Source organism: Stutzerimonas chloritidismutans, assembly GCF_038562055.1.
GTDB classification, from domain to species: domain Bacteria; phylum Pseudomonadota; class Gammaproteobacteria; order Pseudomonadales; family Pseudomonadaceae; genus Stutzerimonas; species Stutzerimonas chloritidismutans_A.
Genome location: NZ_JBCFXD010000002.1, coordinates 453,937 through 474,969 on the forward strand (window position 1 = coordinate 453,937; position 21,033 = coordinate 474,969).

Genomic DNA, 21,033 nt, shown 5'->3' on the forward strand with positions numbered 1-21,033 from the left:
GCTGCGCTCGCCTACGAGCTGACCTGCCAGAATAGACCCGGGCTTTACACAAAAGTTCTCCCCCTCCAAGCAAGCATTCCTGCAACACACCTGACGGCATTGGCGAGCGACGCGCCAAAACGAACCGTTTCGACGACACCCCTCTGGCATCCACAGCAAAACACCGCCGCCCATCGAACGATGGCCAGTCGGTCTGCATCCACAACTGTCTATAGAGACGAGCCTGCAAGAAAAGTTCCAAAGCACTCAGCCAAGTCCAACAAGGCCCGCTATTTTGCCGGGGGACGCGCCTATATACTAGCGTCGCCTCAACGTGAGATTCGAAATGAGCCGACATTATCAATACGACGTTCTAGTCATAGGCAGCGGCGCAGCCGGCTTGACCCTGGCGCTCAACCTCCCATCCTCACTACGGGTTGCGGTGCTGAGCAAGGGCGAGCTCGCGAACGGCTCGACGTATTGGGCTCAAGGCGGTGTCGCCGCAGTACTGGACGACACCGATACAGTCGAATCGCATGTCGCCGACACCCTCGTTGCTGGCGGCGGACTGTGCAAGGAAGAAGCGGTACGCTTCACCGTCGAACACAGCCGCGAAGCCATCCAGTGGCTGATCGAACAAGGCGTCCCATTCACCCGCGACGACTCCGAGCGCGAAGAAGATGGCTTCGAATATCACCTGACCCGGGAGGGCGGACACAGTCACAGACGCATCATTCATGCGGCCGATGCGACCGGCGCGGCGATATTCAACACCTTGCTGGCCCGCGCTCATGATCGGGAGAACATTGATCTGCTGCATCAGCGCGTCGCCGTTGACCTGATCACTGAACGCAAGCTGGGATTGAGCGGCAAGCGGTGCCTTGGCGCGTATGTGCTGAACCGAAACAACGACGAAGTGGACACCTTCCACGCAAAATTCACCGTACTGGCGACAGGTGGCGCGGCGAAGGTATACCTATATACCAGCAATCCCGATGGGGCATGCGGCGACGGTATCGCGATGGCGTGGCGCGCAGGATGCAGAGTGGGCAACCTGGAGTTCAATCAGTTTCATCCGACTTGCCTTTACCATCCAAAAGCCAAAAGCTTTCTCATTACCGAAGCATTACGCGGTGAGGGCGCCGTACTGAAATTGCCCAACGGTGAACGCTTCATGCCACGTTTCGACCCGCGCGCGGAGTTAGCGCCACGTGACATCGTGGCTCGCGCGATCGATCATGAAATGAAGCGCCTCGGCGTCGATTGCGTCTTCTTGGACATAAGCGACAAGCCTTCGGAATTCATCAAAGCGCACTTTCCGACCGTATATGAGCGTTGTCTGGAGTTCGGCATCGACATTACCTGCGAGCCTATTCCCGTAGTGCCTGCAGCTCACTACACCTGCGGCGGCGTGCTGGTTGACCAAGCCGGCAGAACCGACGTACCTGGGCTCTATGCTATCGGCGAAACCAGCTTCACCGGCCTGCACGGCGCCAATCGCATGGCCAGCAATTCGCTGCTCGAGTGTTTCGTCTACGCGCGCTCTGCTGCTCAAGACATGCTGCGCGAACTACCGGGCCTCGCCTCGCCCAACGTCCTGCCGACGTGGGATGCAACTCAGGTTACGGACTCAGACGAAGACGTCATCATTGCGCACAACTGGGACGAGCTGCGACGGTTCATGTGGGACTACGTTGGCATCGTTCGCACCACCAAGCGATTGATGCGCGCGCAACACCGGGTTCGCTTGCTGCTTGGGGAAATCGATGAGTTCTACAGTAATTACAAAGTCAGTCGCGACCTCATCGAGCTGCGGAACCTAGCAACGGTTGCCGAGTTGATGATCGGGTCGGCCATGCAACGCAAGGAAAGTCGAGGGTTGCATTTCACGCTGGACTACCCTGAACAGCTACCCGAAGCGAAAGACACTATTCTGGTGCCGCCCACCTACGACGACTGAACTTCAGCCTGAGCCGCAAGCGTCGGTGCTGCTCCGGCGTCATAGCCCCGCGCGGAATGCAGAGCCCTTGAGAGAACCAGTCGCCCGGCAGTTTGAATCGCAGCACCACAACCAGCGGTAGCGCGATGCTGTCAGGTAACAATTGCACCGGCTGCCAACCGCCCTCCCGACTCCTTAGCGACCAGCCGTGCTGATCATGCCGCAGACCAAGCCATGAACAACCACGACACAGCAAGACGTGCGACGGTATAACCCAGGCAGCGTGCAGCGCGCACAGCAACAACCCGAGCACACTCAGCCAGGATGGCAAAGGCAATAACAACAGCGTGATCACGGCCAGCATCACCATCAGCAGATACAGCGCCAACAGCCCGCCAGATGCATTCCACTCACATTCGAATGCTTGGCTACTATGGCTGGACACGGTCAAGAATCATTCGAACCATGTAGCGCAGATCTTCGTCGTCGGGCACGGCGCGCTCCATGAACCAGCCAAACATGTCCTGATCCTCACAGCTTAGCAGTTTGCGGTAACGGCGCTGATCCTCTTCGTCGAGCTGCGGATAAACCTCCTTGACGAAAGGCACCAGCAGCACATCCAGCTCGAGCATGCCGCGACGGCTCTGCCAGAACAGGCGATTGAGTTCGGATTGTTCGACCATGCAAAAGCTCCTGAGTTGAAGCGCGGCATTATACCGACTGCAGCGTTCAGGCGGCACACGCATTAACAGGCCCCGGAGTGGCAGTTGGCGCACACTGTATTTCGCCGATGGCCTGCTATGATGCCGGTCCGGATTTCTCCACGGCGACTCGTCATGACTGACACTGCTTTCTTTTGCGTTTTGTCGCACGAAGGCGTCCTGGCCGTACGCGGCGCGGATGCGAGCAAGTTTCTGCAGGGACAACTGACCTGCAACCTCAATTACCTCAATGAACAGCATTCGAGCCTCGGTGCGCGCTGCACCCCCAAAGGTCGAATGCAGTCCAGCTTCCGCATCCTCCCAGAGGGAGACGGCTACCTGCTGGCGATGGATCGCGAATTGGTCCAGCCACAACTCGCCGAGCTGACCAAGTTCGCCGCGTTCTCAAAATCCAAACTGCATGATGAGAGTGCAGAATGGGTTCGATTCGGACTCAGCGAAGGTGACGGTGCTCTTGTCAGCCTTGGCCTGGATCTTCCCCAGACGGCCGACGCCGTGGCCGCCGCGCACGGATTGATCGCCGTGCGCCTCAGCGATGGCCGCGCCGAGCTCTGGACCCGTTCAAATGACGCCAAGATCACCGAGCTTCGGCTGGCGGCCCAGCTCCCCGAGGCGTCAACAGATCGCTGGCTGCTGGCACAGATTCGCGCCGGTATCGGTCAGGTGGTAGCCGCGACCCGCGAGTTGTTTATCCCACAGATGATCAACCTGCAGGCTCTGGGCGGCGTCAGCTTCAAAAAGGGCTGTTACACCGGCCAGGAAATCGTCGCGCGGATGCAGTATCTGGGTAAATTGAAGCGCCGCCTTCATCGCCTTGCGGCTCAGAGCATCGATGCACCGGTGCCGGCCGCCGGGCTTGAAATCTTTTCCCCAGTGCACGGCTCAAGCGTTGGCGAAGTCGTCATGGCAGCAAGCGCCGAGGGCGCTCTGGAGCTGTTGGCCGTGTTGCAGGAAGACGCGGCGGCTGATGGTCGACTGTTCCTAGGGTCTCCTGACGGCCTTCCGCTGACCCTGCTGCAGCTGCCCTACACGCTAGACGCGGACCGTGAGATCCAGCGCTAACCATTGCCAGCCATATTCCACACCGAATTATAAGTAAGGACAGACATGAGCACTCTTGCCGACAAGGTCCAGCAGGCGCTTACACAGGCAATCGAAAATGACGAACTGGTCCTGCCGACACTTCCGGAGGTCGCACTGCGAGTGAGAGAAGCCGCAGAGGATCCGGACGTAAGTATACCGACGCTGGCCAAGGTGATCGGTAATGACACCGCCCTAACTGCACGCATCATAAAAGTGGTGAACAGCCCGCTACTGCGTACCAACAGGGAAATAAACGACCTGCAGATGGCGATCAGCCGCCTAGGCATCAACTACACGTCAAACTTGGCCACCGGCCTGGCGATGGAACAGATGTTCCAAGCGACTACCGACGTAGTGGATCGAAAGATGCGTGAGGTCTGGAACAAGAGCACCGAGATTGCTGCCATCAGCCATGTGCTCTGCCGCAACTTCACGCGCCTGCCGGCGGACCAAGCGACGCTCGCAGGCCTGGTTCATCAGATCGGAGTCCTGCCGATTCTCACCTACGCTGAAGAGCACAGCGCGCTGCTCAGCGATTCGATCAGCCTCAACCACGTGATTGATCGGATCCATCCGATTATCGGGGAAAAGATCCTTCGTGCCTGGGAGTTTCCGGACCCGATCGCCACAGTCCCTGGCCAGTACCTGGATTTTTCCCGAGCTTCAGTGAAGGTGGATTACGTCGATATCGTCCAGGTGGCGACATTGCAGAGCTATATTGGCACCTCGCACCCCTATACCCAACTCGACTGGAATCAGATCCCTGCATTCGCCCAGCTCGGCCTCGACCCGAGCACATTGTTACAGGAAGACGAAGATCTCTCCGCCGCGATGGATGCCGCGATGAGCATGCTCCAGTAAAACCCTGCGGGTGCTGTTCGGTGTCGCTGCGAACTTCGCACTCGCCGCAGAGGGTGAAAATTCGTGGCCGAAGCATCGATAAAAGGCATCGCTGAAATCGAAGCCGCCCAATTGGCCACGAGCGAAAGCAAGTCTCAAGACGTCGAAACTTTGGCCCAGAAAATGATGGACGACCATACCAAGGCGAACCAGAAACTCATTGAGTTAGCCCGCCAGCCTGATGATGCTCGAAATATCCGATGACGCTACGTTGATCGACTAGGCAAAGGCCATGATTCTCGAACTACGCGAAGGCGAGACTTCGATGAAGCCCACGCTAACAATCATGTCGTAGCGCATGAGCAAACCATTGAGCTTTGTCGTGAACACATCAAAAACGGAGGGAACGCTGGGGTCGAAGCACGCGAGCAGCGATATACCGATCCAGTCAGCGGCGCTTCCGCGCCGCTCAGACCGACTCTGGCAACTTCCAGTCGATCGGCTCAAGGCCCCGTTGTTTGAGAAATTGATTGGCGCGACTGAAGTGTCCGTTACCGATGAATCCCCGGTGCGCTGAAAGTGGCGAGGGATGAACGGATTTCAGCAACAGGTGCCGAGTCGGATCAATCAGCTTCGCTTTGCTCTGCGCATGGGCGCCCCACAGTAGAAACACCACGTCCGAGCGCGTTTCGCTAACCACCTCGATAATCCGATCGGTCAGACGCTGCCAGCCCATCTTCGCGTGCGAACCAGCCATCCCCTGCTCCACAGTCAAAGAAGTATTGAGCATCAGCACGCCTTGATCCGCCCAGTGCTGAAGATAGCCATGGCTGGGCACGTCCAGATTCAGGTCACGCTTGAGCTCCTTGAAAATGTTTTGCAGTGACGGCGGCGGCGCCACACCTGGCTGCACCGAAAAACACAGTCCGTGCGCCTGACCGGCACCGTGATAGGGATCCTGCCCCAAGATCACGACGCGAACCTGCTCCAACGGAGTCGAATTCAAGGCGTTGAATATCAGAGGTCCCGGCGGATAGATTACTTTTCCGGCCGCCTTCTCGCGACGCAGAAACTCACCCAGCTGCTTCATGTATGGCTGCTCGAACTCTTCCTTCAGCGCTGCTTTCCAGCTTTCTTCAAGCTTGACGCGGTCATCTTGATTCATGGCATTGCCCTGGCTGCTGAGGCGCCGAACCCTATGGAAAGGATCTGGCGGAGTCAATGCTCGAGTCTGAGCCTGCCCTTGCCGCCAATAACGCTCAGAAAATGTCGGCTACCTCACAGCCAAGCGAAAGACTGCCCTTATACGACCAATGAGTGCGTGACGAAGGGCCTCAGCGCGCAGTAAAAAAGTCTCTCGCCAATAAAAACTACAACAAGGAATCAGCAATGAAACGGACTACGCTCCTCGCCCTCGGGCTGGGGTTCTGTCTGGCAGTTGAAGCTGCCGATCCGATCACCCTCGGCCTCAATTACCCTCGCACCGGTAGCTATAAAGAAGAAGGACTATCGCAGATGCGCGGGGCGCTGCTGGCAGTCGATGAAATCAACGCCAGAGGCGGCGTTCTAGGTAGACCGCTCCAGCTATCCAGCCGTAACTCTGCATCCAGACCCGAGAAAGCCGTCGCCAACGTAGACAAACTGGCCGACGAGGGTGCGGTCATGCTGTTCGGTGGCGCGTCCAGCGCCGTCGCTATCGCCGCAGGCAAGCGTGCCAAAGAAAGGGGTTTACTCTATTTCGGCACCCTGACCTATTCAAACGACACAACAGGCAAAGACGCCCACCGCTACATGTTCCGCGAATGCAACAACGCCTGGATGAGCGCGCAGGTGCTGGGCCAGTATCTGAATGAACACCTACCGAACAAACGCTACTTCTACATCACCTCTGATTACACCTGGGGCCACACCAGCGAAAGCTCGCTACGTCAGGCCACAGGTACACAAAACAGCAGCCAGCACCCGGGCATCAAGACCGCGTTTCCCGGCGCCCGCCTCTCCGACTATCGTGAAGCCCTGACCCAGGTTGCCAGCAGCGACGCCGAAGTCTTGGTACTGGTCCTGTTCGGCGAGGACCTGGTGCGCGCCATGCGGATTGCCGACGAACTCGGACTGAACAAGCGAATGCAGGTTGCAGTACCCAACCTGACGCTGAGCATGGTCGAAACAGCCGGCCCGGACATCATGCGCGGTGTATTGGGCACCGAACCCTGGACCTGGCGTGTACCGGAACTGGAAGGCTCGGTGGCTGGCAAGCAGTTCGTGCAGAACTACGACGAACGCTATCAGACCCACCCGTCCAGCTCTGCCGCCTCGGCCTACAGCATCGTTTATCAATGGGCCGACGCGGCTACTCGGGCCCGTAGCCTCGACAGCGAACGGATCATTGCCGCGCTGGAGGGCCATCGTTACAGCCTACTCAAAGGCGAGCAGGAGTGGCGCAGCTTCGACCACCAGAACGTCCAGACGGTGTACGCGGTGAAGGTCAAGCCACGCGAGGAAGTGCTTAAGGACCGTTTTAAACAGGACTATTTCGAAATTGTCCATCGCCTCACCGGCGAACAGGCAGCCCCATCGCTTGCCGAATGGCAGGCCGAGCGCCGCGCTGGCGGACAGACGCTCGCCCTCCAGTAAACGGATGCAAAGCGGCTCTGGAATACCAGGCCGCTTCAAAGCCCATCGCACGCCTTGTGCCGCTCCTGCATCACTCCTCCCCAATGCGCGCGCCAGCGCCGCAGCACCTCGCCAGATCGAAAAGATTGCAACTAGACTCAGGTGAAGGCATTCGATCCTGACGAGGATGACCCACACCATGAGCACCACCGCAGTAGAGCCATATAAGTCCGGTTTTTTCGATTTGACTCACAAACTGACAGTCGAGAAGCATGGGCACACCGCGTTGATCACCATCAACCATCCCCCTGCCAACACCTGGGACCGTGAGTCGCTGATTGGCCTCAAGCAAGTCGTCGAGCACCTGAACCATGACGATGAGGTCTATGCGCTGGTAATCACTGGCCAGGGTGAAAAATTCTTCAGCGCGGGCGCCGACCTCAAGCTCTTCGCCGATGGCGACCGCACCCGTGCACGTGAAATGGCGAAGCGCTTCGGTGAGGCCTTCGAGACCCTTCGAGAGTTTCGCGGGGTATCCATAGCGGCCATAAACGGGTTCGCGCTTGGGGGAGGCCTGGAGTGCGCTCTGGCGTGCGACCTACGCATCGTTGAGCGACAGGCTCAGCTAGGGCTACCTGAAGCCTCGGTTGGCTTGCTGCCCTGCGCTGGTGGCACCCAGGCACTCGCATGGCTTGTAGGCGAAGGCTGGGCAAAGCGGATGATTCTCTGCGGCGAACGGATCAATGCGGACACGGCTATACGCATCGGTCTCGTAGAACAGGTTGTGGAGCAGGGTGAAGCTCGAGGCCATGCACTCTTGCTGGCCTCCCGCGTGGCGCGTCAGAGCCCGGTAGCGGTACGCACGATCAAAACACTGATTGACTCGATGCACAGTCGCGGCCCGGCAAGTCTTGCAGCTGCAGAGCGTGAAGCATTCGTCGACCTGTTCGAAGCCGACGATACCCTGGAAGGGGTCAATGCGTTCCTGGAAAAGCGCGATCCCCGTTGGAGAAACCGCTGACCAAAATCCCGAAAACACACTCGGCGAAGGATAGCCCCAAACTCAGCCCGGAAGCCCCCCAAAGTGGCCCTGAGTCTCGTGTCTACCGCAGCACGCGGTTATCCCGGCGCGCCTCAGCGGCGATAGTGTCGACCGTCAAAATCGCGCCGGTGATGCATCCGATAGTCGCGACCATCGCGCACTAACGGTGGGCGGCCAAAATTTCTAGAATGATCACGCTCCCAGCGCGAAGGGTGATCGAACCGGGAATTACGCTCACCCTTCCACCGCTGCGGATGATGACCTTCTGTCCGTCTCCTATGGTCCCAGCTGTGCCGATCGCCCCCTCGGTGACGATCGTAATACTGCGGGGGAAGCTGTCCCTGATAGCGGGGAGGAAGGTTCTGCGGATACTGCCTGTGTTGCAGATATGGGCTACGTGGATCGTACTGATATCCGCGGCTTTCTACGCGATAGCTGCCGCCGTCAGGTTGGTAGACCCATACACCGCCCCGGGAGTCGGCAAACGCATGGCTCCCCAACCCCAAAGCCAGCAGCAAAACCGCCATCGGCATCTTCACTATGCACCTCCACCAACCGTTCCGCCTGAGAGAGTTACGGCCTTAATTAAACAGACCACAGCAAATGGCCGGCTGGCTGTTAACCGGACAGGTGGTGCATTTCCATATGTGTCATCAGCTTGGGCTCCGGAGTCACATCACACCCCGGCCTTGTACGGCTGCTGCTGCTTCCCGATAATAGCGGCCTTTTAGCCTCGGCTCATGCAGAGCGCCACAGGAACCCGCGATGACCGAACTCGCCCTGATCATGGTTAGCGCCATCCTGGTCAATAATTTCGTCCTGGTGCAGTTTCTCGGTCTGTGCCCGTTCATGGGTGTTTCGAAGAAAATCGAAACGGCCATTGGCCTGTCGCTGGCCACTACCTTTGTTCTGACCCTTGCGGCGATGTGCAGCTACATCGTTCAGCAGTACGTCCTCAAGCCGCTAGACCTGGAATTTCTTCGCACCATCAGTTTCATTCTGGTGATTGCGGTGGTGGTGCAGTTCACCGAGATGGTGGTGAATAAGACCAGCCCTTTGCTGTACCGCGTCCTGGGCATTTTTTTGCCGCTGATCACTACTAACTGCATTGTCCTAGGCGTCGCGCTCCTAAACGCCAACAAATCAGAGTTCACCTTTCTGACCGCTACGGCAAACGGCTTTGCCGCTGGGCTGGGTTTTTCGCTGGTATTGGTATTGTTTGCGGCCATGCGTGAGCGCATCGCCATTGCCGACGTACCCAGGTCCTTCCAGGGCGCAGCCATCGGCATGGTCACTGCAGGCCTTATGTCGATGGCGTTCATGGGCTTCAGTGGGTTGATCAAGCTATGAATCTGGTCCTGATAGCCGTGCTTGCGCTTCTCGCGCTGTGCCTGGTTTGCGGAGCCATTCTCGGCTTCGCCGCGGTGCGCTTCCGCGTCGAGGGCGACCCCATTGCCGAACAGATCAATTCGTTGCTGCCGCAGACCCAATGCGGTCAGTGCGGCTACCCCGGCTGTAAGCCCTACGCCGAGGCAATCGCTGGCGGTGACAAGATCAACAAATGCCCACCGGGTGGCGAGTCAACGATCCAGGCGCTGGCCGACCTGCTCGACGTCGAGCCTGAGCCGCTGGACGCTGTGGAAGGCGAAGTGCCTCCGCGCGTCGCCTATATCCGCGAAGCCGAATGCATCGGCTGCACCAAGTGCATCCAGGCCTGCCCGGTCGACGCCATTGTCGGCGCCGCCAAGCAGATGCACACCGTCATCGTGTCCGAGTGCACCGGCTGCGACCTCTGCGTCGAGCCTTGCCCAGTGGACTGTATCGACATGATTGAACTCGGCAGCAATCTGCAAAGCTGGAAGTGGGACCAACCGCTGATGCCAGGCCAGTTAATCGCCAGCGACCGGGAGCAGGCCGCATGACCTCACTGAACGTCTGGGATATTCACGGCGGCATACACCCACCGGAGTGCAAGGAGCTTTCCAACCGCACGCCGATCCAGCGGCCGCCCCTTCCGGCTCGTCTGGCGGTTCCGCTGGTCCAACATCTCGGTGCGCCCGCTGAGCCTTGCGTTACGCTGGGTGAGCGTGTCCTCAAGGGACAAAAGATCGCCGAAGCCGCTGGCTTTGTCAGTGCGCCGGTCCATGCACCGACGTCTGGAACGGTCAGCTTCATCGGCCCCCAGCCCTACCCTCACGTGTCTGGGATGCTCAGCGCTGCGATCGTGATCGACAGCGATGGCCAGGACGAATGGATCGAACTGCATCCGCAACCGGATTACCGAGCACTGCAGCCCGATCAGCTGTTGGAACAGATCCGTCAGGCAGGCATCAGCGGACTCGGTGGCGCCGGCTTCCCGACGGCCGTCAAGCTGAACGGGCCGCCCACCCGGGAAATCCGTGCGCTGATCATCAACGGCACCGAATGTGAGCCCTATATCACGGCCGACGATAGGTTGATGCGCGAGAAGGCTAACGAGCTGGTCGCGGGGATCGAGATACTTGTTCACCTGATCCAGCCGGAACAGGTGCTGATTGGTATCGAGGACAACAAACCAGAGGCGATCGAGGCCATCCGCACGGCCGTGGGCGATCGTGAATTCCTGGTCAAGGTGTTTCCTACCAAGTACCCCTCGGGCGGCGAAAAGCAGCTAATTCAGATTCTGACCGGCGAAGAAGTCCCCAGCGGCGGCCTGCCGGCCGACATCGGAATGCTGTGCCAGAACGTTGGCACCTGCGTCGCCATTCATGACGCTGTACTGCTGGGAAAACCGCTAATCTCCCGTGTTACAACACTGACCGGCGAAGCCTTGGCACGCCCCATGAACGTCGAGGCGTTGATCGGCACCCCAGTGGCTGACCTGCTCGCCTTCGCCGGTCTCGACCCTGCCCGGCTCAATCGGTTGATCATGGGTGGTCCGATGATGGGCTATACCCTGCCGTCGATGGACGTGCCACTGATCAAGACCACCAACTGCCTGCTCGCCAGCACACTTACGGAACTGCCTTCGCCACCACCAGCCTTGCCATGCATTCGCTGCGGCGAGTGTGCAGAAGCGTGTCCGGCAAGTCTGCTACCGCAACAACTGCACTTCTTCGCGCTGGGCCAGGAGCACGAGCAGCTCAAGGCCTACAACCTGTTCGACTGCATTGAGTGCGGCGCCTGTGCCTATGTCTGCCCGTCGAGTATTCCGCTGGTGCAGTACTACCGCGCCGCAAAGGGCGAAATCCGCGAACTGGAACAGAAGCAACAGAAAGCCGAACACTCCAAGCAGCGCTTCGAGCTGCGCCAGGAGCGCTTGCGCCGCGCCGAAGAGCAGAAAGAGGCCGACCGCAAGGCCCGCACCGAACGCGCCGCAAAGGCCAAGGCGGCACAGGCCGAGGCCAGCTCCATACCGAATCAGGATGACCCCGTCGCACGCGTCCAGGCACAAAAGGCGGGCCTGTCCGAGCAGCAGAAGAAGCTCAAGATCGAAGCCAGCATGGCGCAGGTCGCGCTGAAAAAAGCGGAAAAGCAACTGGCCATCCATGCAACGCCTGAACTAGAAGCTCAAGTTGCCGAGCTGCGTACCGCAGCTGCCAATGCGCAGAAGGCACTGGACGAAGCCGCTGGCCCTGCTGATGCTTCCCCCGCGGCACCGCAGGTCAACGACGAGGCTGCCAAAAAAGCCAAGATCGAAGCGGCGATGCTGCGCGCTCAGATCCGCAAGCTGGAGAAGCTCGACGCCCGCGATGCCGACCAGAACACCGAGCTGAGCCGCCTTCAGGCACAGCTGACCGAAGTGGAGAAAACACTAGCTTCTGTGCAGGACACTACCCCTGCGCCGCCAGCCAAACCCGCCAATGACGACGCAGCCAAGAAAGCCAAGATCGAAGCCGCTATGTTGCGTGCTCAGGTCCGCAAGCTGGAGAAGCTAGACAGCCGCGATGCCGACCAAGACGCCGAGTTGAGCCGCCTCCAGGCCCAGCTGACCGAAGCGGAGAAAACACTGGCTACGCTGCAGGACACTACCCCTGCGACGCCAGCCAAACCCGCCAATTACGACGCGGCAAAGAAAGCCAAGATCGAAGCCGCTATGTTGCGTGCTCAGGTCCGCAAGCTGGAGAAGCTCGAACCGAGAGACACTGAGCAGGAGGCAGAACTGACCCGTTTGCGGTCACAGCTGGCCGAAGCTGAAACCGCCCTCGAGCCACCGAAAGAACCCAAGCTTGCAGCCAAGACACCCGGCGAAGAGGCGCTCAAGAAAGCCAAGATCGAGTTAGCGATGAAACGCGCAGAACTCAAGAAAGCCGAGAAGGCCGGTGCTGAAGAGTCGCAGCTGGGCAAGCTGCGCGATGCTCTGGCGAGTGCCGAACAGGCGCTTCATGAGGCTGAGGCGCAATCTGGCAAACCGGCGCCGGACTTGGTGCGCACGGACAAGCAGCCCATAGATGAGCAGACCCGGACACTCAAGACCGAAGTTGCGTTTGCACGCGCCGATCTGCGCAAGCTTGAGCGTGCCGATAACGGCGACCCTGCGGCCATCGAACGCGCCCAGGCACGTTTGAGCGATGCCGAGCGCAAACTTCAAGAACATACCTAATCGTCAGGAGCAGCGCCGTTGGCGCGGCTCCAGGGAGGGTGACCATCGACAGGTGATCGCCCCCCTTCCAAGTCTTCAACGGAGAGCCAATGGCCCTGCCCCGCATCACCTCACCGCACACCACGGGGAACAACCGCACCCAGCGGGTCATGTTGCTATTGCTCGCGGCGACCTTGCCCGGCGTAATCGCCCTGACCTGGCTGTACGGCGCCGGCACCCTGATCAACCTGCTCTGGGCCAGTGCTGTTGCCCTTGGTTGCGAGGCACTGATCCTGAGGCTGAGACAACGCCCAGTGCAGTTCTTCCTGCGCGACGGCAGCGCATTGGTCACGGCGGTCCTACTAGCACTGGCGTTGCCACCCTACTCGCCCTGGTGGCTGACATTAATCGCCACTGGCAGCGCCATCGTGCTCGGCAAGCAGCTCTATGGTGGACTGGGTCAGAACCCCTTCAATCCCGCCATGATTGGCTACGTGGTAGTGCTCGTGTCCTTTCCGGTGGAAATGACCACCTGGCCTGTGCCCCACACGGTCGGCTTGAGTGCCGGATTGCAACACATCCTTGGCATCGCCTCGCTACCCGATGGCTGGACGCAGGCCACCGCGCTCGATGTCCTCAAGGTCAACAAAAGCCTGACCGTGGACGAGCTTTGGGCCAATCCAGCTTTCGGTCACTTCGGCGGGATCGGTTCGGAGGTCGTCAACCTCGCGTTTCTGGCCGGAGGCCTGTTCCTCCTTCACAAGCGCCTGTTCAGCTGGCATGCGCCGGTTGGCATGCTTGCCGCGTTGATCGTCATGAGTTTGTTGTTCTGGAACGGTTCGGGCTCTGATAGCCATGGTTCACCACTGTTCCACCTGCTCAGCGGCGCCACCATGCTCGGCGCCTTCTTTATCGTCACCGACCCGGTGAGCAGCGCCACCAGCAACCAGGGCCGACTTATTTTCGGTGCAGGCGTGGGCATTCTTGTCTATGTCATTCGCACCTGGGGCGGCTATCCGGATGCCGTGGCGTTCGCCGTGCTGCTGATGAACCTGTCAGCTCCCACCATCGACTATTACACCCGTCCGCGCACCTACGGCCATCGCAAGGCCGAGCGCGGCTTCAAGCTGGGCGAATGAAATGATCATCCCTGAACTCAGTCGCTCAATGCTCAAGAACAGCCTGGTGCTCGGCCTGTTTGCGATTGTCACCGTTGGCGGCGTGACCCTGCTCCAGCAGTTCACGGCAGAACGGATTCAAGCCTCGGAGCGTGCCGCACAGCTACGGGCCCTCAACGAGATCCTCCCTAGAGACAGCTATGACAATCAGCTGCTCGACAGCAGCGTTCTAGTGCAAGATCCGCTGCTTGGCACTCGCCAGCCCATGCCGGCCTATGTCGCGATGAAGAACGGCCAGCCAAGCGCGGTGATCCTGCAAACCATTGCACCCGACGGGTACAGCGGTGCGATCCAGCTGCTGATAGGCGTGCAGGCAGACGGGCGGGTCGCCGGCGTTCGCGTGGTCGCGCACCGCGAAACGCCCGGTTTAGGCGACAGGATTGAACTGGCCAAGAGCTCCTGGATACGCAGCTTCGAAAACCGCTCACTGAGCGATCCAGACGCGTCAGGCTGGGCCGTGAAAAAGGATCGTGGCGAGTTCGACCAGTTTGCCGGAGCCACCATTACGCCGCGGGCCGTAGTGGGCGCCGTGCATCGGGCGCTGCAATACTTTGCAGCGCACAAGCAGGAGCTGCTTGCTGCCGACAGGGCGCCGATAGCAGCCGAAGCAGCCGAAGCAGCGCTGGAAGATGAGGTCGAGCCGGACGAGGTCACTACCCACTCGCGGGCCGGCGCCGCTGCGACCCGCGACACATTGCAGACCAACGATCCGCAAGCCGAGCAGGAAGGCCGAACCCAATGAGCAATCCAAGCTATCGCGATCTGAGCGTCAACGGCCTGTGGAAAAACAATCCGGCACTGGTCCAACTCCTCGGCCTGTGCCCACTGCTCGGCGTGAGTAATTCGGCGGTCAACGCGCTCGGGCTCGGGCTCGCCACAGCCCTGGTGCTGATCTGCTCGAACGTTGGCGTGTCGCTGGTTCGGGGCGTCGTCAATACTGCGGTGCGCCTGCCTGCATTCGTGATGATCATCGCAGCGCTGACGACCTGTATCGAGCTGCTCATGCAGGCCTATACCTATGAGCTGTACCAAATACTCGGCATTTTCATCCCACTGATCACCACCAACTGCGTCATCCTCGGCCGTGCCGACGGTTTTGCCGCCAAGCACAACCCGCTCATTGCGGGCTTTGACGGCTTGCTCATGGGGATCGGGTTCGCACTGGTCCTCGTGGTGCTAGGCGGCGTACGCGAGTTGCTCGGCACCGGCGCGCTGTTCGCCAACATGCACCTGCTGTTCGGCCCCGTTGCCAGCGACTGGCAGCTGACGATGTTCAGTGACTATAAGGGTTTCCTGCTGGCCATCCTGCCACCAGGCGCCTTTATCGTGCTCGGTCTGCTGATCGCCCTGAAGAACCGTATCGACGAGCACCTCGCTGAGCGCGCCAAGACGACGCAGGCAGAAACGCCAGTGCAGAGCCGTCGCGTTCGTGTCACCGGAGTCATTGAATAATGCTGGATGGAGCGCGGTAAATGAACGCGGCCAAACGCCTGGAGATCTTCCGTCGGTTTCATGAGGACAACCCGGAGCCGAAGACCGAGCTGGCCTACAGCACCCCGTTTGAGCTCTTGATTGCCGTGATCCTCTCAGCGCAGGCCACTGACGTCGGCGTCAACAAGGCAACGGCCAAGCTTTACCCCGTCGCCAACAGCCCCGAGGCCATCTATGCGCTCGGCTATGACGGCCTGTGCAGCTATATCAAGACCATCGGGCTTTATCCAAGCAAAGCCAAGAACGTTCTTGAGACCTGCCGCATCCTGATCGAACAACACGACAGCCAGGTGCCTGATAACCGTGAGGCCCTCGAGGCGCTGCCGGGCGTTGGCCGCAAAACGGCTAACGTGGTGTTGAACACGGCATTCCGCCAATTCACCATGGCAGTCGACACCCACATCTTCCGTGTCGCCAACCGCACCAGAATTGCGCCCGGCAAGAACGTGCTCGAGGTCGAGCGCAAGCTGGTCAAATTCGTGCCGAAGGATTATCTCCTGGACGCCCATCACTGGTTGATCCTGCACGGGCGCTACGTCTGCAAGGCGCGCAGACCACAATGCGGCAGTTGTCGTATCGAGGATCTCTGCGAATACAAGCACAAGACCTCTGACGATTGAGCGGTCAAGCGGAAAACCTATCGCTCGATTGAAAAAATCTTTTTTACGGCCGTCATTTTTGTCGCTATAAGGTGCGCCAACAGCGCGCCTTAGCCGTGGAGTGAGACAAGTGTCCGAGAAAGAAGATATTCAGATTGAAGACGACTTCGTCGCCGAGGATGACGACGATACCGCCGAGGCTCCGGCAGAAGTTGCGAAGACCAATCTGACCAAACGCCGGATCATCGACAATCTGCTCGAAGAGCGTCGTTTGCAGAAGCAACTCAACGAGTTCGACTTCGACCTCTGAACTGAAAAAGCCCCGTTGCAGGGGCTTTTTTGCATTGAATCAGTCGCGTCGCGAGGGCGACAGCAGCTCGACCTTGTAACCATCCGGGTCTTCGATGAACGCCAGGATGCTGGTGCCATGTTTCATCGGCCCCGGCTCGCGGGTGATCTTGCCGCCACGACTACGGATATCCTCGCAGGCCTTGTAGACGTCTTCGACCTCCAGCGCGATATGGCCGTAACCGTCTCCCAGGTCATACTTCTCGACGCCCCAGTTGTGGGTTAGCTCCAGCACGCTGTTATGTGCTTCGTCACCGTAGCCCACAAATGCCAGGGTGAACTTGCCTTCCGGGTAATCCTTGCGGCGCAGCAGCGTCATGCCCAGCACTTCAGTATAGAAGGCGATGGATCGCTCCATATCGCCGACTCGCAGCATTGTATGCAGCAGTCTCATGGGTATCTCTCCTAATCAGCGGTGCATAAAGCATAACCCCGGCTCGCGGCCGGGGTTATGGTCAGGCTGCGTAGCAGTCCCTATCAGAACTGCGTCCGGCCCTTGTTCGCGGCGATGCGCATGCGCAACGCGTTGAGCTTGATGAAGCCACCCGCATCGGCCTGGTCGTAGGCGCCCGCATCATCTTCGAAGGTCGCGATATTGGCGTCGAACAGCGAGTCGTCGGATTTACGGCCGGTGACGATGACGTTGCCCTTATAGAGCTTCAGACGTACAACACCGTTCACATTGACCTGCGAGGCGTCGATCATCTGCTGGAGCATACTGCGCTCAGGGCTCCACCAGTAGCCGTTGTAGATCAGGCTGGCGTACTTGGGCATCAGCTCGTCTTTCAGGTGTGCCACTTCACGGTCTAGGGTGATCGACTCGATGGCGCGGTGGCCCTTGAGCATGATGGTGCCGCCCGGGGTCTCGTAGCAGCCGCGCGACTTCATGCCGACGTAGCGGTTCTCGACGATGTCCAAGCGCCCGATGCCGTTCTCGCCACCGACTTTGTTCAGATAGGCCAGCACTTCGGCCGGGGTCATGTCCTTGCCGTCGATGGCAACGATGTCGCCCTTGCGGTAAGTCAGTTCGATGTAGGTCGGCGTATCCGGCGCTGTCTCAGGCGAACGGGTCCAACGCCACATGTCTTCTTCGTGCTCGGTCCAGGTGTCTTCCAACACGCCGCCTTCATAGGAGATGTGCAGCAGGTTGGCATCCATGGAGTACGGCGACTTCTTCTTGCCGTGACGCTCGATCGGGATCTCATGGCTGGCGGCATAATCCATCAGCTTCTCGCGCGACAGCAGATCCCACTCGCGCCACGGCGCGATGACCTTGACGCCCGGCTTCAGCGCATAGGCGCCCAGCTCGAAACGGACCTGGTCGTTGCCCTTGCCGGTGGCGCCGTGAGAAATGGCGTCGGCGCCGGTCTCGTTGGCAATCTCGATCAGACGCTTGGCGATCAGCGGGCGGGCAATGGAAGTTCCCAGCAGGTACTCGCCTTCGTAAACGGTGTTGGCGCGGAACATCGGAAAGACGAAGTCGCGGACAAATTCTTCGCGCAGATCGTCGATGTAGATTTCCTTGACGCCCATGGCCTTGGCCTTGGCACGAGCAGGCTCGACTTCCTCGCCCTGACCGAGGTCGGCGGTAAAGGTCACCACTTCGCAGTTATAAGTGTCTTGCAGCCACTTGAGGATCACCGAGGTGTCCAGGCCACCGGAATACGCCAGGACTACCTTCTTTACGTCGGCCATTGCCATCCACTCCCGGGATTGTAAGGAAAGCGGGGATTCTACTGGTCGCGACGTTTGTTTTACAGGGGCGTAAGCGCCGCTCGCCTTCAGGAGGATGGTGTACCGCCCTCCGCTGCCGCGGTGGTGGTCGCCGGGCCGCGCTCAAGGCGCAGAGTCACCCGCCTATTCTTGGCACGGTTGGCCTCATTGCTGTTGGGAACGATGGGGTAGCGTTCACCGTGAAAGCGCAGGGTAATCTGTTCCTTGGGAACCCCATTGCCGATCAGATACTCTTCGACTGCCAGCGCCCGACGACGGGACAGGTCACGATTGGTCAGCCGGTTGCCGCTGTTATCGGAGTGGCCATCGAGCTGGATGCGGTTGACGCTGGGATCGGCCTTGAGAAACTGAAGAATGATGTCGAGTTTGGCCTGGCCTAACGCGTCGAGCGCGACGTCACCGGCGGGGAATCCAACCTGCGACGTGCGAATCTGCTCGAAGTTGACCGGGAGCAACTTGGCCGCACAGCTGCGAAAGTCCTCGTAAGCTTTACCGAAGCGCACTGGCAACAGCCGCACTTCCAGCGCATCGCCACCGAGCCGGGTCCGGTGACGCACCACCGGGCTGCGGCCTTCGAGAAGCCCACTCAACAGGCGGCCGGCTTGCAGATAGGTGCTGTTGAACGGAATATCTCCGCCCACCACGGAAACCAAGCCGAGATTGATATCGCCACGGCTGGGCTGCCAGGGCGCGGCCGCCGCCAGCAGCGTGGCTGAACCGTTGCCCAGCCAGCGATCTGGCGACTGCAAGCGGAACGTCGGTTGCTCGCCCGCTCGCCGCACGAACTCACCCGCTCCAAAGCCTGCGACCGGCTGCGTTAGTCGACACTCGAACTGATCGCCCTCCACCTGCCACTGCGCACGTTCCAGACGGGTCTGAAACGTGAGGGCATTGGCTGGAGAAGCCAACAGACAGGCAATCACTAGAAGGCGCAAGCGCACGTAGGGCTCCACGGTGAACGACATTCAACCGGGATATCGGTGGCTACCCCGAAAACTTGAACCCACCGCGGCCCAGTTCGTATCTATCGCTTCATCACCTGTTGCGTGGCAACGTCCCGCCTGCAGCGATTTTTTTCCGCGTTTCCGGTAGCATTCCCGCACGTTTTACCCGCCTGGAACCCTGCATGTCCGACCGACTGACATTACTGCGCCCCGACGACTGGCACATCCACCTTCGCGACGGCGCAGCGCTGCCGCACACCGTGGCGGACGCCGCACGCCAGTTCGCACGAGCGATCATCATGCCGAACCTTGTCCCACCGGTTCGCAATGCAGCAGAGGCGGACAGCTATCGCCAACGCATCCTTGCCGCCCGCCCGGCGGGCAGCGCTTTTGAGCCACTGATGGTGCTCTACCTCACAGACGGCACGCAGCCAGAAGATGTGCGCGCCGCCAAAGCCAGTGGCTACGTGTTCGCAGCCAAGCTCTATCCGGCCGGGGCCACGACCAATTCGGCATCTGGCGTCACCCGCATCGACAACATCTTCCCGGTGCTCGAGACCATGGCCGAGGTTGGATTGCCGTTATTGGTCCATGGTGAGGTGACACGCTCGGAGATCGACATCTTCGATCGCGAAAAATACTTCATCGATGAGCAACTCAGCCGAGTTACCGAGCGCTTCCCCAATCTCAAGGTGGTGTTCGAGCACATCACGACGCGCGACGCAGTGCAGTTCGTCGAAGCTGCCAGCAGCAATGTCGGGGCTACCATCACGGCTCACCACTTGCTCTACAACCGCAACCACATGCTGGTGGGCGGCATCCGCCCTCACTTTTTCTGTTTGCCCATTCTCAAGCGCAACGTTCACCAAGAAGCGCTACTCGATGCAGCTACCAGCGGCAATCCGAAGTTCTTTCTCGGCACCGACTCGGCGCCGCATGCCCAGCATGCCAAGGAAAACGCCTGCGGTTGCGCCGGTTGCTACACCGCGTTCGCTGCGATCGAATTCTATGCCGAGGCCTTTGAGCAGCGCGGCGCACTGAATCGTCTGGAAGCCTTTGCCAGCCACTTCGGCGCCGATTTCTATGGTCTGCCGCGCAACACAGATACCATTACCCTGATACGCGAGTCTTGGAGCGTGCCGGCCAACCTGCCGTTCGGAGAGCACAATGTAGTGCCCCTGCGTGCAGGCGAAACCCTGCAGTGGCGGTTGGAGGCAGGAGCATGAGCGACGATCAGTTTGACGACGAGCTGGAAGGCAACCAACCTGGCAAGCCGCGCTCGCCGATGGCCAGACGCTTTCGCGGCTTCCTCCCAGTCGTTGTTGACGTGGAGTGCGGTGGATTCAACTGCGCCACAGACGCACTGCTGGAAATCGCCGCCGTGACCATCGGCATGGATGAGCAAGGTCTGCTTTACCCGCAGGACACCCTCTTCTTCCGTGTCGAACCTTTCGCCGGCGCCAATATTGAGGCTGCCGCATTGGAGTTCACCGGCATCAAGCTCGATCATCCGCTGCGTATGGCCGTCCCTGAATCGCAGGCGATGAACGAAATCATCCGCAGCGTGCGCAAAGCAGTAAAGTCAGCCGGCTGCAAACGCGCCATTCTGGTCGGTCACAACAGCAGCTTCGACCTCGGCTTTCTGAACGCAGCGATTGCCCGTTGCGATATCAAGCGCAATCCGTTTCACCCATTCTCCAGCTTCGACACCGCGACGCTGGCAGGCCTTGCCTACGGCCAGACGGTGCTTGCAAAAGCCTGCCAGACGGCAGGCATCGATTTTGACGGACGCGAAGCACACTCGGCGCGTTATGACACAGAAAAGACTGCCGAGCTGTTCTGCGGCATCGTCAATCGCTGGAGGGAAATGGGCGGCTGGGAAGAGTTCGACGAGTAATCTCGCATCGACCTTCGCCCTTAGCAAAAAAGGCCAGTCGTGAGATTGGCCTTTTTTGTTACT

General features: G+C 59.6%; 22 protein-coding genes. 16 read left to right on the forward strand and 6 right to left on the reverse strand.

The features are described 5' to 3' along the window. Positions 1-325: 325 nt before the first annotated feature. On the forward strand, positions 326-1,939 hold the full coding sequence (gene nadB / locus AAGW23_RS05550; protein WP_342405338.1) for an L-aspartate oxidase: 1,614 nt from the start codon (positions 326-328) through the stop codon (positions 1,937-1,939). Here nadB and AAGW23_RS05555 read toward each other — a convergent pair. Beyond that, positions 1,908-2,363 carry a protein YgfX gene (locus tag AAGW23_RS05555; RefSeq protein ID WP_342405339.1) on the reverse strand — a complete coding sequence of 152 codons (456 nt, stop codon included), beginning with the start codon at positions 2,361-2,363 and terminating at the stop codon, positions 1,908-1,910. The two genes, nadB and AAGW23_RS05555, sit on opposite strands and share 32 nt — an antisense overlap. After that, a complete protein-coding gene (locus AAGW23_RS05560) occupies positions 2,350-2,601 on the reverse strand; it encodes a succinate dehydrogenase assembly factor 2 (protein ID WP_102835736.1) in 252 nt (83 codons plus the stop codon). The genes AAGW23_RS05555 and AAGW23_RS05560 overlap by 14 nt, the downstream gene beginning before the upstream one ends. 153 nt (positions 2,602-2,754) lie before the next feature. On the opposite strand from AAGW23_RS05560, the gene AAGW23_RS05565 reads away from it, so the two are divergent. From AAGW23_RS05565 to AAGW23_RS05575, 3 genes are all read left to right on the forward strand, one after another. Next, complete coding sequence (locus AAGW23_RS05565; protein WP_342405340.1) at positions 2,755-3,702, forward strand: folate-binding protein YgfZ; 948 nt, start codon at positions 2,755-2,757, stop codon at positions 3,700-3,702. A gap of 45 nt (positions 3,703-3,747) precedes the next feature. Next, on the forward strand, positions 3,748-4,584 hold the full coding sequence (locus AAGW23_RS05570; protein ID WP_319297379.1) for an HDOD domain-containing protein: 837 nt from the start codon (positions 3,748-3,750) through the stop codon (positions 4,582-4,584). Positions 4,585-4,647: 63 nt separating this feature from the next. Next, entirely contained in the window at positions 4,648-4,827 is a 180-nt protein-coding gene (locus tag AAGW23_RS05575; RefSeq protein ID WP_342405341.1) for a DUF4142 domain-containing protein, read from the forward strand. A gap of 205 nt (positions 4,828-5,032) precedes the next feature. Here the strand turns inward: AAGW23_RS05575 and ung are convergent, their stop codons facing one another. After that, positions 5,033-5,728: a uracil-DNA glycosylase gene (gene ung, locus AAGW23_RS05580; protein ID WP_342405342.1), complete on the reverse strand. Its 696-nt coding sequence runs from the start codon at positions 5,726-5,728 to the stop codon at positions 5,033-5,035. 224 nt (positions 5,729-5,952) lie between these two features. Here ung and AAGW23_RS05585 point away from each other — a divergent pair, with 224 nt between their 5' ends. The 10 genes from AAGW23_RS05585 to AAGW23_RS05630 all read left to right on the forward strand — a co-directional run bounded on the left by AAGW23_RS05585 (position 5,953) and on the right by AAGW23_RS05630 (position 16,357). Beyond that, positions 5,953-7,197 (forward strand): ABC transporter substrate-binding protein, encoded by a 1,245-nt coding sequence (locus tag AAGW23_RS05585; RefSeq protein ID WP_342405343.1) that lies wholly within the window; start codon positions 5,953-5,955, stop codon positions 7,195-7,197. A gap of 178 nt (positions 7,198-7,375) precedes the next feature. Then, complete coding sequence (locus AAGW23_RS05590) at positions 7,376-8,197, forward strand: enoyl-CoA hydratase (protein WP_342405344.1); 822 nt, start codon at positions 7,376-7,378, stop codon at positions 8,195-8,197. A 786-nt stretch (positions 8,198-8,983) separates the two neighbouring features. After that, on the forward strand, positions 8,984-9,568 hold the full coding sequence (rsxA, locus tag AAGW23_RS05595) for an electron transport complex subunit RsxA (protein WP_342405345.1): 585 nt from the start codon (positions 8,984-8,986) through the stop codon (positions 9,566-9,568). Next, positions 9,565-10,140 (forward strand): electron transport complex subunit RsxB, encoded by a 576-nt coding sequence (rsxB, locus tag AAGW23_RS05600; RefSeq protein ID WP_342405346.1) that lies wholly within the window; start codon positions 9,565-9,567, stop codon positions 10,138-10,140. Before rsxA ends, rsxB begins: the two co-directional genes overlap by 4 nt. Further along, the gene (gene rsxC, locus AAGW23_RS05605; RefSeq protein WP_342405347.1) at positions 10,137-12,800 is read left to right on the forward strand and encodes an electron transport complex subunit RsxC; all 2,664 of its coding nucleotides are present in this window, start codon (positions 10,137-10,139) and stop codon (positions 12,798-12,800) included. The genes rsxB and rsxC overlap by 4 nt, the downstream gene beginning before the upstream one ends. A gap of 89 nt (positions 12,801-12,889) precedes the next feature. Then, positions 12,890-13,918 (forward strand): RnfABCDGE type electron transport complex subunit D, encoded by a 1,029-nt coding sequence (locus tag AAGW23_RS05610; protein ID WP_342405348.1) that lies wholly within the window; start codon positions 12,890-12,892, stop codon positions 13,916-13,918. 1 nt (position 13,919) lies between these two features. Continuing rightward, positions 13,920-14,699 carry an electron transport complex subunit RsxG gene (gene rsxG, locus AAGW23_RS05615; RefSeq protein WP_342405349.1) on the forward strand — a complete coding sequence of 260 codons (780 nt, stop codon included), beginning with the start codon at positions 13,920-13,922 and terminating at the stop codon, positions 14,697-14,699. Then, positions 14,696-15,409 (forward strand): electron transport complex subunit E, encoded by a 714-nt coding sequence (locus tag AAGW23_RS05620; protein WP_342405350.1) that lies wholly within the window; start codon positions 14,696-14,698, stop codon positions 15,407-15,409. Before rsxG ends, AAGW23_RS05620 begins: the two co-directional genes overlap by 4 nt. A 20-nt stretch (positions 15,410-15,429) precedes the next feature. Then, positions 15,430-16,068, forward strand: coding sequence for an endonuclease III (gene nth, locus AAGW23_RS05625; protein ID WP_342405351.1), 639 nt, complete (start codon positions 15,430-15,432; stop codon positions 16,066-16,068). A 109-nt stretch (positions 16,069-16,177) separates the two neighbouring features. Continuing rightward, positions 16,178-16,357 (forward strand): PA3496 family putative envelope integrity protein, encoded by a 180-nt coding sequence (locus tag AAGW23_RS05630; RefSeq protein ID WP_342405352.1) that lies wholly within the window; start codon positions 16,178-16,180, stop codon positions 16,355-16,357. A 39-nt stretch (positions 16,358-16,396) separates the two neighbouring features. On the opposite strand, the gene gloA is transcribed toward AAGW23_RS05630, so the two are convergent. From gloA to AAGW23_RS05645, 3 genes are all read right to left on the reverse strand, one after another. Continuing rightward, positions 16,397-16,789 carry a lactoylglutathione lyase gene (gene gloA, locus AAGW23_RS05635; RefSeq protein ID WP_102835722.1) on the reverse strand — a complete coding sequence of 131 codons (393 nt, stop codon included), beginning with the start codon at positions 16,787-16,789 and terminating at the stop codon, positions 16,397-16,399. Between the two features lie 83 nt (positions 16,790-16,872). Then, positions 16,873-18,090: an argininosuccinate synthase gene (locus tag AAGW23_RS05640; protein ID WP_073301413.1), complete on the reverse strand. Its 1,218-nt coding sequence runs from the start codon at positions 18,088-18,090 to the stop codon at positions 16,873-16,875. A gap of 86 nt (positions 18,091-18,176) precedes the next feature. Next, the gene (locus AAGW23_RS05645; RefSeq protein ID WP_342405508.1) at positions 18,177-19,070 is read right to left on the reverse strand and encodes a flagellar protein MotY; all 894 of its coding nucleotides are present in this window, start codon (positions 19,068-19,070) and stop codon (positions 18,177-18,179) included. 185 nt (positions 19,071-19,255) lie between these two features. Here AAGW23_RS05645 and pyrC point away from each other — a divergent pair, with 185 nt between their 5' ends. Both pyrC and rnt read left to right on the forward strand, forming a co-directional pair. Then, positions 19,256-20,299 (forward strand): dihydroorotase, encoded by a 1,044-nt coding sequence (pyrC, locus tag AAGW23_RS05650; RefSeq protein ID WP_342405353.1) that lies wholly within the window; start codon positions 19,256-19,258, stop codon positions 20,297-20,299. Further along, complete coding sequence (rnt, locus tag AAGW23_RS05655) at positions 20,296-20,970, forward strand: ribonuclease T (protein ID WP_342405354.1); 675 nt, start codon at positions 20,296-20,298, stop codon at positions 20,968-20,970. Before pyrC ends, rnt begins: the two co-directional genes overlap by 4 nt. Positions 20,971-21,033 lie beyond the last annotated feature (63 nt).

What these genes read in the sequence shown, in the direction of transcription:
- nth (WP_342405351.1), top strand. Translation starts at nt 15,430, where the DNA reads ATGAACGCGGCCAAACGCCTGGAGATCTTCCGTCGGTTTCATGAGGAC.
- gloA (WP_102835722.1), bottom strand. Translation starts at nt 16,789, where the DNA reads ATGAGACTGCTGCATACAATGCTGCGAGTCGGCGATATGGAGCGATCC.
- AAGW23_RS05570 (WP_319297379.1), top strand. Translation starts at nt 3,748, where the DNA reads ATGAGCACTCTTGCCGACAAGGTCCAGCAGGCGCTTACACAGGCAATC.
- nadB (WP_342405338.1), top strand. Translation starts at nt 326, where the DNA reads ATGAGCCGACATTATCAATACGACGTTCTAGTCATAGGCAGCGGCGCA.
- AAGW23_RS05620 (WP_342405350.1), top strand. Translation starts at nt 14,696, where the DNA reads ATGAGCAATCCAAGCTATCGCGATCTGAGCGTCAACGGCCTGTGGAAA.
- AAGW23_RS05560 (WP_102835736.1), bottom strand. Translation starts at nt 2,601, where the DNA reads ATGGTCGAACAATCCGAACTCAATCGCCTGTTCTGGCAGAGCCGTCGC.
- ung (WP_342405342.1), bottom strand. Translation starts at nt 5,728, where the DNA reads ATGAATCAAGATGACCGCGTCAAGCTTGAAGAAAGCTGGAAAGCAGCG.
- AAGW23_RS05640 (WP_073301413.1), bottom strand. Translation starts at nt 18,090, where the DNA reads ATGGCCGACGTAAAGAAGGTAGTCCTGGCGTATTCCGGTGGCCTGGAC.
- AAGW23_RS05590 (WP_342405344.1), top strand. Translation starts at nt 7,376, where the DNA reads ATGAGCACCACCGCAGTAGAGCCATATAAGTCCGGTTTTTTCGATTTG.
- rsxA (WP_342405345.1), top strand. Translation starts at nt 8,984, where the DNA reads ATGACCGAACTCGCCCTGATCATGGTTAGCGCCATCCTGGTCAATAAT.
- rsxC (WP_342405347.1), top strand. Translation starts at nt 10,137, where the DNA reads ATGACCTCACTGAACGTCTGGGATATTCACGGCGGCATACACCCACCG.
- AAGW23_RS05565 (WP_342405340.1), top strand. Translation starts at nt 2,755, where the DNA reads ATGACTGACACTGCTTTCTTTTGCGTTTTGTCGCACGAAGGCGTCCTG.
- rsxG (WP_342405349.1), top strand. Translation starts at nt 13,920, where the DNA reads ATGATCATCCCTGAACTCAGTCGCTCAATGCTCAAGAACAGCCTGGTG.
- pyrC (WP_342405353.1), top strand. Translation starts at nt 19,256, where the DNA reads ATGTCCGACCGACTGACATTACTGCGCCCCGACGACTGGCACATCCAC.
- rnt (WP_342405354.1), top strand. Translation starts at nt 20,296, where the DNA reads ATGAGCGACGATCAGTTTGACGACGAGCTGGAAGGCAACCAACCTGGC.
- rsxB (WP_342405346.1), top strand. Translation starts at nt 9,565, where the DNA reads ATGAATCTGGTCCTGATAGCCGTGCTTGCGCTTCTCGCGCTGTGCCTG.
- AAGW23_RS05610 (WP_342405348.1), top strand. Translation starts at nt 12,890, where the DNA reads ATGGCCCTGCCCCGCATCACCTCACCGCACACCACGGGGAACAACCGC.
- AAGW23_RS05585 (WP_342405343.1), top strand. Translation starts at nt 5,953, where the DNA reads ATGAAACGGACTACGCTCCTCGCCCTCGGGCTGGGGTTCTGTCTGGCA.